General features: G+C 64.1%; 11 protein-coding genes and 4 pseudogenes. 5 read left to right on the top strand and 10 right to left on the bottom strand.

The features are described 5' to 3' along the window. Positions 1 to 115: 115 nt before the first annotated feature. The 3 genes and pseudogenes from AVHM3334_RS22610 to AVHM3334_RS22600 all read right to left on the bottom strand — a co-directional run. Positions 116 to 581, bottom strand: a pseudogene (locus AVHM3334_RS22610) (IS5 family transposase); the annotation flags it as partial. Between the two features lie 355 nt (positions 582 to 936). After that, on the bottom strand, positions 937 to 1,680 hold the full coding sequence (locus tag AVHM3334_RS22605) for an HIRAN domain-containing protein (RefSeq protein WP_284415709.1): 744 nt from the start codon (positions 1,678 to 1,680) through the stop codon (positions 937 to 939). Further along, positions 1,677 to 2,606: a hypothetical protein gene (locus AVHM3334_RS22600; protein ID WP_284415708.1), complete on the bottom strand. Its 930-nt coding sequence runs from the start codon at positions 2,604 to 2,606 to the stop codon at positions 1,677 to 1,679. The genes AVHM3334_RS22605 and AVHM3334_RS22600 overlap by 4 nt, the downstream gene beginning before the upstream one ends. Before the next feature lie 583 nt (positions 2,607 to 3,189). On the opposite strand from AVHM3334_RS22600, the gene AVHM3334_RS22595 reads away from it, so the two are divergent. Both AVHM3334_RS22595 and AVHM3334_RS22590 read left to right on the top strand, forming a co-directional pair. After that, positions 3,190 to 3,405, top strand: a complete 216-nt coding sequence (locus tag AVHM3334_RS22595) for a DUF3606 domain-containing protein (protein WP_284415707.1) — start codon at positions 3,190 to 3,192, stop codon at positions 3,403 to 3,405. Between the two features lie 21 nt (positions 3,406 to 3,426). Further along, positions 3,427 to 3,843: a pyridoxamine 5'-phosphate oxidase family protein gene (locus tag AVHM3334_RS22590; RefSeq protein WP_284415706.1), complete on the top strand. Its 417-nt coding sequence runs from the start codon at positions 3,427 to 3,429 to the stop codon at positions 3,841 to 3,843. Positions 3,844 to 3,888: 45 nt separating this feature from the next. On the opposite strand, the gene AVHM3334_RS22585 is transcribed toward AVHM3334_RS22590, so the two are convergent. Next, on the bottom strand, positions 3,889 to 4,983 hold the full coding sequence (locus AVHM3334_RS22585) for an SDR family oxidoreductase (protein WP_284415705.1): 1,095 nt from the start codon (positions 4,981 to 4,983) through the stop codon (positions 3,889 to 3,891). Between the two features lie 224 nt (positions 4,984 to 5,207). On the opposite strand from AVHM3334_RS22585, the gene AVHM3334_RS22580 reads away from it, so the two are divergent. From AVHM3334_RS22580 to AVHM3334_RS22570, 3 genes are all read left to right on the top strand, one after another. After that, positions 5,208 to 5,567 (top strand): DUF2946 family protein, encoded by a 360-nt coding sequence (locus tag AVHM3334_RS22580; protein WP_284415704.1) that lies wholly within the window; start codon positions 5,208 to 5,210, stop codon positions 5,565 to 5,567. Between the two features lie 138 nt (positions 5,568 to 5,705). After that, positions 5,706 to 6,188 (top strand): copper chaperone PCu(A)C, encoded by a 483-nt coding sequence (locus tag AVHM3334_RS22575; protein WP_284415703.1) that lies wholly within the window; start codon positions 5,706 to 5,708, stop codon positions 6,186 to 6,188. Between the two features lie 320 nt (positions 6,189 to 6,508). Then, the gene (locus AVHM3334_RS22570) at positions 6,509 to 7,237 is read left to right on the top strand and encodes an ABC transporter substrate-binding protein (protein ID WP_349816640.1); all 729 of its coding nucleotides are present in this window, start codon (positions 6,509 to 6,511) and stop codon (positions 7,235 to 7,237) included. A gap of 176 nt (positions 7,238 to 7,413) precedes the next feature. On the opposite strand, the pseudogene AVHM3334_RS23965 reads toward AVHM3334_RS22570, so the two are convergent. From AVHM3334_RS23965 to AVHM3334_RS22540, 6 genes and pseudogenes are all read right to left on the bottom strand, one after another. Further along, positions 7,414 to 7,857 (bottom strand): annotated as a pseudogene (locus tag AVHM3334_RS23965) (vWA domain-containing protein); the annotation flags it as partial. Positions 7,858 to 7,962: 105 nt separating this feature from the next. Beyond that, positions 7,963 to 9,042 (bottom strand): annotated as a pseudogene (locus AVHM3334_RS22560) (magnesium chelatase ATPase subunit I); the annotation flags it as partial. Continuing rightward, the gene (locus tag AVHM3334_RS22555; RefSeq protein ID WP_284415702.1) at positions 9,039 to 9,578 is read right to left on the bottom strand and encodes a cobaltochelatase subunit CobN; all 540 of its coding nucleotides are present in this window, start codon (positions 9,576 to 9,578) and stop codon (positions 9,039 to 9,041) included. The gene AVHM3334_RS22555 and the pseudogene AVHM3334_RS22560, both read right to left, overlap by 4 nt. Beyond that, positions 9,514 to 12,543 (bottom strand): annotated as a pseudogene (gene cobN / locus AVHM3334_RS22550) (cobaltochelatase subunit CobN). Before cobN ends, AVHM3334_RS22555 begins: the two are co-directional and overlap by 65 nt. 369 nt (positions 12,544 to 12,912) lie before the next feature. Next, a complete protein-coding gene (gene cobW / locus AVHM3334_RS22545) occupies positions 12,913 to 13,962 on the bottom strand; it encodes a cobalamin biosynthesis protein CobW (protein WP_284415701.1) in 1,050 nt (349 codons plus the stop codon). 389 nt (positions 13,963 to 14,351) lie between these two features. Next, positions 14,352 to 14,478 (bottom strand): integrase core domain-containing protein (locus AVHM3334_RS22540; RefSeq protein ID WP_284415710.1); only part of this gene is annotated, 127 nt, incomplete at its 5' end.

Raw genomic sequence — 14,478 nt, 5'->3', positions numbered from 1 at the left:
TCTCGGACATCTGCAAAACTCCCAGAAAACAAAATCTGATTTGTTGATTCTCAGGGGATCAAGCAACCAGCGGAACTGGCGAAAACCCAGTGTTCATGCGGGTTGCCAGGGTTTTGCAGGGGCGACTTTGTACCCGGCTCAGCGTGGGTTTGCAGTGCGTGAGCGCCAGCAGTGCTCCCTTGGCGATCCGTCACCTCGGCCGTCGTCACCGCCACCGCGTGCGGCAGCCCTTGCGTGTCCACCGCGATGTGGCGCTCGATGCCCGAGACCTTGTTGCCTGCGTCATAGCCCTTTAAAGCTGCCAGTTCAGTGTTCTTCACACTCTGCGCGTCGATGATCAAGAACGCGCTTGAGGCGTTGCGCCCCAGTCTCCCACGGGCCGCGCCAACCTGATTTTTTAAAGCCTGCTCATCGGGCAGTCTCCACTTGGCGAAGTACGAATGCACAGTGCGCCAGTTGGGGAGATCGCTGGGCAGTGCCCTCCATTGGCAACCTGAGCGCAGCAGATACAGCACTGCGCACCACACCTCGTACAAGTCAACGGTGCGTGGCTTGGTCTTCTTGCGCGCACTCTCCAGCATCGGCTTGATGATCTCGAATTGCTCGTGGCTCGTATCGCTGGGATATTTCTGGTTCGCACCGCGTCATTGTCAGCGACCAGACAAAGATCGTGAACACGTTCTAAGGCAAGATGGAATGCAACTGGACTCCCGAATGGCTTTGTTGCATAAAACAATCTTCTTCCAAATCGGCGCTCTTTGCGCAAGATTCTTGCGCACGTAGAAAAGCAAGAATTTGTACAAATTCCGTGCTCTTTGGCAAGGAAATTCATTTGTGCAACAAAGCCCTCCGAATGAGACTGCAATCAATCTACCCGGATCAAAATTTCAAGCGTCAAATTTCTAGATCTTCTCTAGACATTAAATCTTCTGGCAATCACTGTGCATTCTCACTGGTCAGGATTTCAAAATCCGGCGCATCAGCGGTCATGTCGAAATCTAGTGGCACAGGTGCTTCCACGCTCAATAAAACTTTCAAATCCCATGGTGCGTCCGCATTGATTTGCTGGAGCGTTACTTTAACAGCAGCAGGGTTAGAATCTAACAGCCGGCACAGCCCAGAACAGAAATAGCGAGGGACATACCCCATGAGCACCGTTTCAGGATATGTAGACCTGATCGCAACAGCTTGATGATCTTTGGGATTTTGAATATCCTTCATCAGAGCAACAGAAGCTCCTGGGCTCTGCTTAAAAATCAAGTCGAGCGTTGCGGGCGGCAAATAGCGTAGACCACGAGGAAAGAATTTCCATGCGATCTTTCCTTCTACAGGCTGAGGAAGAGATACAAGTTCAAAGCTGTCGGTAGCCCGTGCGCCACCAGTAATGGATAGAACTTCAAATGGAGAGCTTGGCGCCGTCTCTAGACCCAACCAGCGTAGGTAGTCCTTGTACTCAGGGCGCGACTTCGAAAAAAGGCGGTTAGAGAAGAATGGAAATAGCTGAGTCGAGTGATAAACCTCATCGAGCGACTGCATACGTCCCAACCCAGCGAATCCTGGGATCCTTGTGGCACCTTTTGTGAAGCGCAGCTCATAGCCCGCGGCAGTTTCACGCAACTCGGCTACTGGTGCCCACTCTCTCGAAAGAGAATTTTGTGCGGCAACATATAAACGGTTCATAGATTGCTTGCGGAAATAATCCGCGCCTTGTTCAAACGAAGAAGTTCAAAGGTAAATTCGCGCGCGATAGAAGTCATCCAATCTGAGGGAACCATATCTATAATGGTTTGAACATCTGCATCCCTCACACAAGCGAGGCGGTCGCGCCACTCCGCGGCAGCAACTGGACTTTGCTGTGATGCATGCTGAAACGCCTCTACTGTTGAAAGAGGAATTGCAGATTCATCTTCTGCTCCACCACTCGGAAACAGGCCGCTGCGCGCCAAACAGACAAAACTGGAGATGTGAAACGGCATGTCTTTGGTGGTCATGCGAATCTTACGTTTTGCATCGGGTTCATTCCGTGCCATGCTGGAGCCGTGATCGAATGATGGCGAAAGAAAGAGGTTGCCGTCGTTCATTCGTAAGATGCCCCAGTTCTGGTCATGGCGATCTTGATTGCCAATCCATGCATCGAACATCAGATACCCGATGAAGAAGTCCAGCGCGGTCCGAACGCCAGGGCTCTTTGGCGCACCATACGGCGCTCCGACGTTGTCCGCGCTCGCTCTCAGGTAAGCCAACACCCGTCTGAGGGTGTGATTTGGGTTCCTATACCTTTGCGGCTGCTCTACAAGATACCCCGTCACCACGGCCGCCAGTACCTCGTTGCCATGCACGACGCGAGCGCCGCGTGCAACCAAGGAGGGCGTGATTACACCATTCCGACCTTCGTAGGTCGCAAGTTGATAGGACGCGTGAGGAAGCTGCAGATGTGTAGCGAGCCCAGCCGCGATCACTTCTGCCCAGTTCTCCCCTGTGTTCGGGCGCCCCTCCTTGAAAAGGGTCGATCCGAGATCAGGATGCTCAAACCAAAACTTGTACTTGGTGCCCAGTGGCTCAGTGGACTGGGCCGCTCCGTCAACAACTCGGTAAACGCTAAACACAGCAGCGCCCTCTCATCTTCTAGTCTTGGCAGTATGCCAAGTTCCGCGGGCAACCGGCATCACATATCCAGCACGGCGCGGCTGGGTTGTCTAAACGCGGCGAGACAATGTCGACGCCAAGATATGTGATGCTGGAGGAGTACTTCCTTTGTGTGGGCACGGCCCGGAGCGCGACTGCAGCGCGGCCTCCTAATCCGTAGGTCGAGTGTTCGAGTCACTCAGGACCCACCACTCATAAGCCTCCAAGGCAACTAAAGCCGATGCTACAAAACATAGCGTCGGCTTTTTTCATTGGTGCGGCGCTTTTTCATTGCGTTGATCCATGCAATCGGCGGTGAGGCCTCTGACCCTTGCGACACGCCACGCAGACATGGGCTCCATTTACCTTCGCTTCCGGGGTAAGCCCGAGTAGCCATGTATCCCGCCCTCAATGCTTTACCAGCAGCCGAGCTTTCGCCCCGACGATAACGCCTCCTGTGCGGCAATCCCTCCGGCAGCGAGCGCGTTCTGCCTACAGGGTGAGGCCCATGCGCCCCTTAGGTTCAAAAGTCACCTTCCTCTTCCTTTCCACCAGGAGACCGACATGAACCAAGCCGCAGGCGTACAGCCTGATCGCATCGACATAAAAGACTCTGCAATCACCGCCAAATGGGCCAACAAACTCGCCGTGAGCGAGCTGCAGTTGAAAGAAGCCGTCGCCGCTGTCGGCGACAAAGCGGCAGATGTGGAAATGCACCTCAAGGGCACCCGCAGCATCACCAATGACGACCGCGTGGAAGAGCTGGGCGCTGATCGATAAAACACCTCAGAGACCCACTCCATGTCCCAAAAGAACCTGGCCGATCTGGCCGAAAAGATGCGCGATATCGACATCGCGATGCTCTCGACCCACACCGACGGCGGCGCGATCACCGGCCGGCCGATGAGCAACAACCGCGAAGTCGACTACGACGGCACTTCTTGCTATTTCACCTGGGCCCGGTCGCGCATGGTGGCGGACATCGAACGCAATCCCCAGGTGTCGCTCGCTTTCCAGGGAACGAAGGCCTTTTTAGTCGCCGTCGAGGGCCGCGCCGAACTGGTGCGGGATCGCGCCACCTTTGCCGAGCACTGGACGCCCGATCTGGACCGCTGGTTCGAAGACGGCGTCGACACCGAAGGGCTGGTGATGATCCGCGTCAAGGCTTCACGCGTCCATTATTGGGATGGCGAAGACGACGGCGACATCACGGTTTGAGCGATTGCGCGGCCCAGGGTTTTGGGCCGCGCCGCGTTACCGATATCAGCCACCGTCTCCGGCGGTGCCGGTGATCGGCAGCACGATGCCCGTGATGTAGCTGGAGCACACCGGCGACGCGAGAAACACATAAGCGGGTGACAGCTCTTCAGGCTGCGCCGCGCTGCCCAGCTGGGTCTGGCTGCCGAACTTGGCGATGCCTTCGGCGCTGCGGTCGGCAGGGTTCAAGGGCGTCCACACCGGGCCTGGCGCCACGGCATTGACGCGAATGCCCTCTTGCGCCAAGTTGCTGGCCAGTGCCTTGGTGAAGGCATGGATCGCGCCCTTGGTGGCGGAGTAGTCGAGCAACTCCTTGCTGCCGCGCAGGCCGGTGACCGAGCCGGTATTGATGATGGTGGAGCCACGCTTGAGGTGCGGCAATGCCGCCTGGGCCATGTGAAAGTAGCCGTAGATGTTGGTCTTGAACGTTTCATCGAAGCGCTCTTCGGTCAAGTCGGCCAGCGACGCCGCGTGCTCCTGGAAGGCTGCGTTGTTCACCAGGACGTCGAGCTTGCCGAACGTGGACACGGTCTTGCGCACGGCGCGCTGGCAAAAGGCCGCGCTCTTCACATCACCCGGAATCAGGATGCAGCGGCGGCCCTCTTTTTCGACATGCTGGCGGGTGACCTCGGCATCCTCGTGCTCGTTCAAGTACACGATGGCCACATCGGCCCCTTCTCGGGCAAACAGCACGGCCACCGCACGGCCGATGCCGGAATCGCCGCCCGTGACGATGGCGGAAAAGCCTTCGAGCTTGCCACTGCCTCGGTAATGGGGTGCCTCGAACTGGGGGGCCAACTCCATGTCGGCCTCGATGCCCGGCTTTTCCAGATGCTGCTCGGGCATGGGCGGCACGGGCGCGGCGCGCCCTGCGCCGGGTGCTGCTTTTTTGCTGGCGCTTTTGGAGGAGCCCTGCGGCCGAGCGGCTGATTTAGCCTTGGCCGCCTGATCCTTGGCGTCCTGCTCCTTCTGGATGCGCACCTGTTTGCGGGCCACCGCATCGGTGTCGGACGGCTCCACAGCGCTGGCTTTGGCAACCCCCTTGGAAGCTGCGGCAATGCCGGCTTTGGGCTTGGCTCTGGAGGTGGGAGAGGTTGGCATGAAGAAGCTCCTGATGAGGGTGGCGGATCACAGCGTGCCGCCCGTTCCAGGGCCAAGGCCGGCTGCAGAAGACGGACAAGGCTGCGTGGACACCAAAAGCCTTTGCGTCGGAAAACGCGCCGTCCGTTTGCAGGAAACCCATAGAGCACCACGGCGTTGCCCATCCAAACAAGGAAGGCTTTCAGGGGAACGCCATCGAGGCACGCGGCGATAATGCGCCGCACATGCACACACTGCGCCACGCCCGACTCCTGGCACGCCTGATCCTGGTGTGGTTCGTGGCGTCGCTGGGCATGGCGGTGGCGGCACCGCTGGTCCACCCGCAACGCATGGAGCCGGTGTGCTCAGCGAGTGGTGAGACACGTTGGGTGATGGTCGGCGCAACGGACGGGGCAGCACCGTCGATGCACCATGGCCTGGAATGCCCGCTGTGCTTGCCCTCCGCGTTGCCGCCGTCCTCCGTATCGGCCGGGCTGTGCGCGCCAAGTCCGCAGCCATCGATCCCTGTTCCGCTGTATCGCGCCCCGCTGGCCGAAACCACGGGCGCTCCGTTTCCACCCCGAGCGCCTCCACTGGTGGCGTGACCCTGCCGGCCGCCTGCTCGCAGCCGCCCTGCCTCGGCCCCCCCTTTCTTCTTTCTCTTGAATATCTGGTCGGACGGCCGCCGGCATGCGCCGCATGCAGCGAGTCCCGTGCCACCGTTTCGATTCCAAGGAGCTTTCATGCCAAAGACCCGTATTTCCGTTTTCGCCGCTTCCATCGCCACGGCCCTTTTGGCCGCCACTGCAGCCCACGCACAAGTCACCGTGCAAGATGCGTGGGTCCGCGCTTCGGTCCCCAACCAAAAGGCCACGGGCGCCTTCATGCGGCTGAACGCGGCCAAGGACACGCGCCTGGTATCGGTCAGCTCGCCTGCTGCACCGCTGGCCGAGATCCACGAAATGAAGATGGAGGGCGACGTGATGAAGATGCGCGAGATTCCAGCGGTGGAGTTGCCAGCGGGCAAGGCCGTGGAACTCAAGCCAGGCGGCTACCACGTGATGCTGATGGACTTGCCCAAGCCCGTGAAAGAAGGCGACACCGTGCCGATCACGCTGGTGTTCGAAGGCAAGGACGGCAAGCGTGAGTCGATGGAGGTGAAGGCCCAGGCGCGCGGCGTCAGCGCCAGCCAGGCGCCGGCCAGCCACGGCGACCACAAGCATTGAGGGGTGCCCGGTCAGTGCCCCAACGATAGGCACGGAACTGCGCTGACCGGCCTGCCTCGATGCCGTCACTCGCCAGCCATGCCCCCCAGCCTTGCGGGCCGGCACAATACCGCGCTCCATGCCGATTCATCGCCTGCCTGCCCTTTTGCTTTTGCGTTTTTCACCCGTCCACCGATCGCGAACGGCACTGTGGTGACTGCTGCTGGCGGGAGCGGCGCAGGCCGGCATCCGCATTGCCGACGACCGGCAGCAGACGGTGGAACTACCGCGCCCGGCGATGCGCATCGTTTCGCTGCAACCCTCGCTGACCGAAACGCTGTGTGCCCTGGACGCGTGCGATCGCCTCGTCGGGGGTGGACCGGTATTCCAACTGGCCGGAATCCGTGCGGCAGTTGCCGCAGGTGGGCAGTCTGGCGGACGCGAACGTGGAGCGCATCATCGCGTTGCGGCCCGATCTGGTGCTGCTGCGGCCTCGCAACCGCGTGGTCGAGCGGCTGGAAGGCTTGGGCATCAAGGTGCTGGCGTTGGATGCCAAGACGCACGCCGACATGCGGCGCAACATGGAAGCCGTGGCGCAGGCGATCGGCAAGCCGGGCGCTGGCGAAGCGCTTTGGCAGCGCACCGATGTGCGGCTGAATGCGGCCCGCGCGCGCGTGCCGGTGGCCTGGCAAGGCCGGCGCGTGTACTTCGAACTGCACGGGGGGACTGCGGCGGCCAGCGAGGCCTCGTTCATCGGCGAGACACTGGCACGCCTGGGGCTGCGCAACGTGGTTCCCGGCAGCCTCGGCGCATTTCCGAAGCTGGGGCCGGAATACGCGGTGCGCGCCGAACCCGACCTGCTCATCACCAACGAGGGCCGGGGCACGCCGCCCATTGCGTCCCGCCCCGGATGGAGCGCCATGGGCGCCGTTCAGCGGGGACGGTTCTGCCGCATTGCCGAATCGCATTTCGACGTGATGGTGCGGCCCGGCCCGCGCATGGACGAGGCGGCCCAGGAGATTCTGGACTGCCTGGCCTCGGTGGATCGCCGCTCGACCGCCCTGCCTTGACGGCCCGTGCGAGTGCGGCTTGCGCCCCGCGCGGCCGATGGAGCCACGGTCTGCGAAATGCCTGGAAATTGCCATAAAAAACATAGCAACATGCCGTGGCATTCATTGCCATTGAAGATGATTCATTGCTGGAAGTGCTGGGCGGAAAGCGCTGGCAGCTCACATTTTCATAGCACCTACCAGCCAACCCCATCGTCTGCGGTCCAGTAGTGTGCCTGCCAATGCTGCGCCAGCCGCTCGGCCCGGTGCAGGGTCAAGCGCGCGGTGTCGAAGTCCACCACGCAGGCGGTGTGGGCCGAGGCAGGTCGCCCCGGTTGCTCGCGCGTGCGGCCGTCGGTGAGCAGCCACAGCCAGCCTTCGCGGCCCCGCGCTCCGTGCAGCACCTGGGCGGCGTGCGCGACGGCGCGGTCCAGCGGGGTTCCCCCGCCGCCGCCGATCGGTGCCACCCAGGCATCGCTCCACGCCGGAGCGCGCTGGGGCGATACGCGCAGCTGCACACCGTTGCCGCCGAAGCACAGCAGCGCCACATCGTCGCGCTCGCGATAGGCCTCCTGCATCAACGCCAGCAGCACGCCTTTGGCACGCGCCAGAGCGCCGCTGCCGACCATCGACGCCGAGCAATCGAGCACGAAGCAATGCAGCCGCCCCATGAGCGCCTGTGCAGGCTGGCGGCGCAGATGTTCGCGCTGCAACCCGGCGGTCTGCACCGGATCACCGGCGTGGGTTGCGGTAGATCCTGGTGCCGGGCCTTCAGCGTTGACATCGGCAATAGCGCTTTTGTTTTGGGCTGATGCGTCGCCCTGGCCACGGCCATCGTTCTGCGGATCGGCTGCGCCCGGCGGTTTTGGCGGCGTCATGCCGGGTGCGGGCGGCAAAGCGGCCTCGCTGCCTGCGCGGCGGTGGTGTAGCAGCACCAGCTGCGCCACTTGGTCCACATGCTCGGGCTGCACGGCGGCAGAGCCCTCCCAAGCGGCCAGCGCACGGGCAGTGCGCAGCATCACCAGGTCGGCGCGCAGGCCATCCACCTCGGCGGCGATGCAGCGCTGGCTGACCATGGCGAGCACCGCATCCGGCCAAGGCAGCGCGCCCGTCTGGCCGATTCGCTCGCGTGCCGTGCGAAGGCGCTGCGCCAGGTCGGCCTGCGCTCCGGCAAACCGCTCGCGAAAAGCGGTCGGGTCCAGGTCGAACGCCAGGCGCGACCGCACGATGGCTTGGCGCTCGGCGGCATCCGACACGTTGCCCAGGCGCACGCACAGGCCCATGCGGTCCAGCAACTGGGGGCGCAGCGCACCCTCCTCGGGGTTCATGGTGCCCACCAGCACGAAGCGGGCGGCATGCCGGTGCGAAATGCCATCGCGCTCGACCGAGTTCACCCCACTGGCGGCGGCGTCGAGCAGCGCATCGACCAGGGCGTCGGGCAGCAGGTTGATCTCGTCCACATACAGCACGCCGCCGTGCGCGCGTGCCAGCAGGCCCGGAGCGAAGACGACCGTGTGCCCGGCCATCGCCTGCCCCAAATCCAGCGTACCGACCAGATGCTCCAGCGAGGCGCCCAAGGGCAAGGTGACGAAGGGCGCGCCTTCGATCAGCTCGGCCAGTGCACGGGCGGCCGTGGATTTGGCGGTGCCGCGCGGGCCTTCGACCAGCACGCCGCCCAGCGCCGGATCGATGGCAGCCAGCAGCAGGGCCTGAACCAGAAGCGGCTGGCCCGCGATGGCGGAAAAAGGAAACAGCGCGGGCAACGCGACAGGCACTGGTTTTTCGGGGGCTGAAGCACCGGCGTTCAGCGGGGCAAGCGAGGTCATCCGCGCAGTCCTTCCATGTGGTTTTCGTGATCGAGCAGCAGATCTTCCAGCGCCTGCCGATAGGGGCCCGGCTCTTGCCACAGGCCGCGCTGCATGGCCTCAAGCAAGCGCTCGAGCATGTCGCGCAAGGCTGCGGGATTGTGATCGCGCACGAAGTCGCGCGTGCCGGCGTCCAGCACATAGGCATCGGCCACCAGCGTGTAATGGTGGTCGCTCACCTGGCGCGTGGTGGCGTCGAATCCGAAAAGGTAGTCCACCGTGGCAGCCATCTCGAAAGCGCCCTTGTAGCCGTGGCGCTTGGCGCCATCGATCCATTTGGGGTTGGTGACGCGGGATCGCACGACGCGGCCGATCTCTTCCTTGAGCGTGCGAATGCGGGGCGCCTGCGGGTTGGCGTGGTCGCCGTGGTACATCGCTGGCTGGCGGCCGGACAGGTGCCGCACGGCAGCGGCCATGCCGCCCTGGAACTGGTTAGTAGTCGCTGGAGTCGAGCAGGTCGTGTTCGCGGCTGTCCTGGTTCTGAGCGACCACGTCAAGGCCCTGCAGTCGGCGCGCAAGCGCTTCGCCTGCGGGCTCGCCCGATGCTTCCTGGCCGTACGCGTGCGCGCTCCAGCCCACATAGGCACGGGCCAGGTCGCCGTCGTCCTGCCAGTCGCCGGACTGGAACAGGCCGTTCAGGCCCGAGCCATAGTGGCCGGGCGGCGCACCGAACACACGCCAGCCGGCTTGCCGGCGCGCGGCCATGGCCTCCACGCCCTGCTCCTGCAGCGCGGCGCATTCTTCGAGAATGCGCGCTCGGATGGGGTTCTCTTCGGCGTCCTCGGCTTCCAGTTCGGCCACGGCCTGTACGGCCGCATCGAACATCTGCACCGTGCCCGGAAACGCATCGCGGAAGAAGCCCGAAATGCGCAGGGTGACGTCGATGCGAGGCCGGCCCATGCCCACACGCGGCACCGCCTCGAAATCGACCACGCGCTGGCTGCCCGGTGCCCAGCGGGGCCGCACGCCGATGAGCGCGAACGCCTGAGCGATATCGTCCCCGCCAGTGCGCATGGTGGCGGTGCCCCAGACCGACAGGCCCAGTGTGCGGGGGTACTCGCCATGCTCTTGCAGGTAGCGCTCCACGATGCGCTGGGCGGACTGCTGCCCCAGCTCCCATGCCGTGCGCGTCGGAATGGCGCGCGTGTCCAGCGTGTAGAAGTTGCGGCCAGTGGGCAGCACGTCCGGACGCCCGCGCGAGGGCGATCCGCTGGGGCCGGGCGGCACGAACAAGCCCCGCAAGCCACGCGACAGCTGCTCCATTTCCTGCCCGCCACACGCGTCCAACGCCAGCGCCAGCGTGCCCTGCACCCGCTCCAGAACGGCCCGCGTTCGCGGCCAGGGCACGGCAGGCGCGCCATCGCTCTCCAGAAGCTGCTGCGCCAGCAGTTCCAGCCGCTCGCGCGTGTCGCCGTGATGCCGCCAGGGGTCGCTGCTCACGCTTTGCAGCACCGCGGGCCGCGGGCCCTGCCAGGGCTGCGCGGCGTCGATCTGCAAAGGATCGAACGGCTCGCCGGACAGCAGGTCATCGGACAGGGCCTGCAGCAATCCTGCTTGCGCGCCCTGCCCGTCGCCGGACGGGTATCGGGCGAGCGCCAGCAGGGTATCGCGCCGCTGGCGCCCCGTGGGGGAAGCGCCGAAGACATGCAGGCCGTCGCGGATCTGCGTTTACTTGAGCTCGCACAGGTAGGCGTCGATGCGCGCGAGGATGGCGTCGTCATCCGGCGCATTGCCAGCAGGCGCGGCCAGGTCCAGCTCTTCGAGCAGGTGCTGACGGCGCACTGCCTCCAGGATCTGCCGGCGCAGCAGCGTGGCGCGCCGCGCGTCCACGAGCAGCGCGTCGTAATACTCGTCCACCAGCCGCTCCAGGTCCTGCATCGGGCCATGGTTTTCGGCGCGGGTGAGCGGTGGCATGAGGTGGTCGATGATCACCGCCTGACTGCGGCGCTTGGCCTGGGCTCCCTCACCCGGGTCGTTCACGATGAACGGATACAGGTGCGGCAACGGTCCCAGGATCGCGTCAGGCCAGCACACCTGCGACAGCGCCAGGCTCTTGCCAGGCAGCCATTCGAGGTTGCCGTGCTTGCCCACGTGCACGATGGCATCGATGGCGAACACGTCGCGCAGCCAGAAGTAAAACGCCAGATAGCCGTGTGGCGGCACCAGCTCTGCATCGTGATAGCTGGCGTAATCCTGTGCCCCAGCGGCGCCCTGCTCACGCGGTTCCGCCGCGTTGGCGCGTGCGGGCTGGATGCCGATGAACACCTGCCCCAACCGCAAGCCTGCGACCATGAACCGGCCCTGGCGCAGCAGTGGATCGGCTTCGGGCACGCCCCATCGGGCGTGAATGGCTTCGGCCATGCCAGCGGGCAGCGCCGCCAGCCGCGCGAGGTAATCCGACAGCGCATAGCTTTGCCACGCGGGCCGCACCGGCCACTGCGAGGGATCGTTCGCAATGCCCTGCTGCAAAACCTGCATGAGCGCATCACCGTCGGGCGGCAGCAAGGCAGGATCGCCCATCGCATAGCCCTCTGCCTGCAAGCGCTGCAGGATGCCGATGACCGATGCAGGCGTATCCAGCCCCACGCCGCTGCCCAGTCGGCCTTCGCTGCCAGGGTAGTTGGCCAGGATGAGCGCAACGCGCTTTTCGCCGGCGGGCAAGCGGCGCAACCGGCACCAGCGCTGGGCCAGTGCCGCAACGAAATCGACCCGGTCGGGCTCCGGCTGGTAGGCCACCACATCGGTCTGCGTGAAAGCACAGCGGTGCGAAAGGCCCTTGAAGCTGATCGCGCGCGTGACGATGCGCCCGTCCATCTCGGGCAGCACTACCTGCATGGCGATGTCGCGAGGGCGCAGGCCCTGGCTGTCCGCCCACCAATCCTCGCGATTGCCGCCGCTGGCGATGACCTGCAGCACCGGCGCATCGCCAGCGAGCGCGGCGCCCTCTTCCAGCGCGGCGAATGCCGTGGTGTTCAGCACCAGTTGAACGGCGTGCTGTTCACACAGCGCCTGCAGTGTGGACAGGCACAGCGGGTCCTTGAGCGAATCGAGCGCTATCGGCAAAGGATTCAACCCATGGCGGGCCATCGAGACCGCCAGCGCATCGAAAGCTGCGGTGTTGCCCGCCATGAGGTGCGAGCGATAGAAAACAAGCGCCGCCACCGGCGCGCCCGGCACCCAGGCAGCGCACAGGTCGTCGATGCCCGGCACGGTGTGCCCGGCCGGCCGCGAAGCCGAAGGCACCAGCGCAGGCGGCACATGCACCGCGGCCTGCGGCAGGCTGCGGGGCGGCAGCGGCGCGTGGCCATGGCCCAGCCCGTGGAAAGCGACGGCCTGTACAAACTGCAGCGCATTGCCTGCACCGCCCGCACGCAGGTATTGCCACAGCAGATGGCACACGGAGGGAGCCAGCGTGCTGCGCTCGACCAGGTGCGGGTCTTCCTGCAGATCGCCCGAGAACATCGCAAGACGTTGCCCTTGGCGGCGCGCAAGCGCACCGATCTGCTGAATGCCGTAAGGCCAGGCAGATTCGGACCCCAGGTGGTCGAGCACCACCACCTGCGCATGGCGCAGCACCTCGTCCAGATACAGATCCAGCGACGCCGGTTGGCGCAGGTACAGCAGATTGGCAAGCCGCACGGTCGGAAAACCGGGCTGCGTGCGCGCCAACCCGGTACAGGCGGCCGACAGCAGCGAGAGCGTGGTGTCGGCCGAACTCAGGATGACGATCTCGGCCGGCGTCTGGTCCAGTCGGGTGACGATGGTTTCGTCTTCGACGAAACCACCGGGGCGGGTGCTCAACAGGTGCATGGCGTCAGGCCGGCATGGCGATCAAGCCGCCACGCCGTCGAGCCCAGCGCGCAACACCTCAGCATCCAGGGCTTGGCCGATAAAGACGAGGCGCGTGCGGCGGTCCTCACCCTCGCGCCATGCGCGGTCGAAGTGGTGGTCGAAGCGGCGCCCCACACCCTGCAGCAGCCAGCGCATCGGTTTGCCAGGAATGGCCGCAAAGCCTTTTACGCGCAAGATGGCGTGCTGCTCCACCAACCCCGCCAGAGCAGCCAGCAGTCGGTCGCGGTCCACGGCCGGCAGGTCGATGACGTGAGCATCGAATTCGTCGTGATCGTGGTCTTCTTCGTGGTCGTGGTGGCTCTGGCGCTGGTCGATCGTGCCTTCCGACGCCTTCGACAGGCCCAGCAACACATCGAGTGGCAGGCGGCCCTGCTCGGCCTGGATGATCTTGACGGAAGTAGGAATTTCTTCGCGCACCAACGCTTGAACACGGGCCAGTGCGTCAGCGTTCACCAGGTCGGTCTTGTTGAGCACGACCAGGTCGGCGGCGGACAACTGGTCTTCGAACAATTCGTGCAGCGGCGACTCGTGGTCGAGGTTCGGGTCCGCGCGGCGAAGGTCGTCCACCGCCTGGGGATTGGCCGCGAACTGGCCGCTGGCGGCTGCGGGCGTATCCACCACCGTCACGACCGCATCGACCGTGAATACGTTCGCGATCTCCGGCCACTGGAATGCCTGCACCAGCGGCTTGGGGAGCGCCAGGCCCGAGGTCTCAATCAGCACCGCGTCGATCTGATCGCGCCGCTCGGCCAGCAGTTTCATCACGGGAAAGAACTCTTCCTGCACGGTGCAGCACATGCAGCCGTTGGCCAGTTCGTACAGCGCACCTTCGCGCTCGTTGCCCGACTCATCGCAACCGATGCCGCAGCCTTTGAGAATTTCGCCATCGATGCCGAGTTCGCCGAACTCATTGACGATCACGGCAATGCGGCGGCCATCGGCGTTGTCCAGGATATGGCGCAGCAGCGTGGTCTTGCCGCTCCCGAGGAAACCGGTGACGATGGTGGCGGGAATTTTGGACGTTTGCATGGGGGATTCTTTCAACGGATCGGTCCGATGGAGACTCTGAAATCAAAACCATTTACCGGCTTTGGCTCGGGGCCAGGGGGCGCGCTGGCATCGCAAGACCGGCTGGTATCCGGTCGATCAGGGCAAGGTAGCGTGCAGGGCCGATTTCGCCCTCGCTGAAGCGTTGAAAAATACATGGGTTGTCCAGGCTGCCCCGCTCTCCCGCAAGGCGTTCCATCAAACACGCTGCGGGCGGCACCCGCAGCGTACGGCGCGGTGGAGAAGGCCGGTATCCGGGCTTGCGGCTGGCACCGGGCACGAATTGCCCTGAACGACCAACGAAACCCTCTGCCTTCCCACGCCTTCATGCGCAGTGGCCGCCCGCGCGATGCGCGTGGGCACGAGGGTCTCTAGTTGTGAACCGTCAAGAGGTTGTTTGCGGGGATGAGCCTGTCCATCGGGGCAATCGATCCGATGCCGCTGTGCGGTCGGTGCCAGTTGTAGTGGTGCTGCCAGCTCGCCAGGGCTTGGGTTCGC

It is taken from the genome of Acidovorax sp. SUPP3334 (assembly GCF_030159055.1).
Classification (GTDB): domain Bacteria; phylum Pseudomonadota; class Gammaproteobacteria; order Burkholderiales; family Burkholderiaceae_C; genus Paracidovorax.
The sequence above is the reverse complement of the archived record's forward strand: the minus strand, read 5'-3'. Positions and strand labels throughout refer to the sequence as shown.

What these genes read in the sequence shown, in the direction of transcription:
- AVHM3334_RS22590 (WP_284415706.1), top strand. Translation starts at nt 3,427, where the DNA reads ATGTCCCAAAAGAACCTGGCCGATCTGGCCGAAAAGATGCGCGATATC.
- AVHM3334_RS22595 (WP_284415707.1), top strand. Translation starts at nt 3,190, where the DNA reads ATGAACCAAGCCGCAGGCGTACAGCCTGATCGCATCGACATAAAAGAC.
- AVHM3334_RS22585 (WP_284415705.1), bottom strand. Translation starts at nt 4,983, where the DNA reads ATGCCAACCTCTCCCACCTCCAGAGCCAAGCCCAAAGCCGGCATTGCC.
- AVHM3334_RS22580 (WP_284415704.1), top strand. Translation starts at nt 5,208, where the DNA reads ATGCACACACTGCGCCACGCCCGACTCCTGGCACGCCTGATCCTGGTG.
- AVHM3334_RS22605 (WP_284415709.1), bottom strand. Translation starts at nt 1,680, where the DNA reads ATGAACCGTTTATATGTTGCCGCACAAAATTCTCTTTCGAGAGAGTGG.
- AVHM3334_RS22575 (WP_284415703.1), top strand. Translation starts at nt 5,706, where the DNA reads ATGCCAAAGACCCGTATTTCCGTTTTCGCCGCTTCCATCGCCACGGCC.
- cobW (WP_284415701.1), bottom strand. Translation starts at nt 13,962, where the DNA reads ATGCAAACGTCCAAAATTCCCGCCACCATCGTCACCGGTTTCCTCGGG.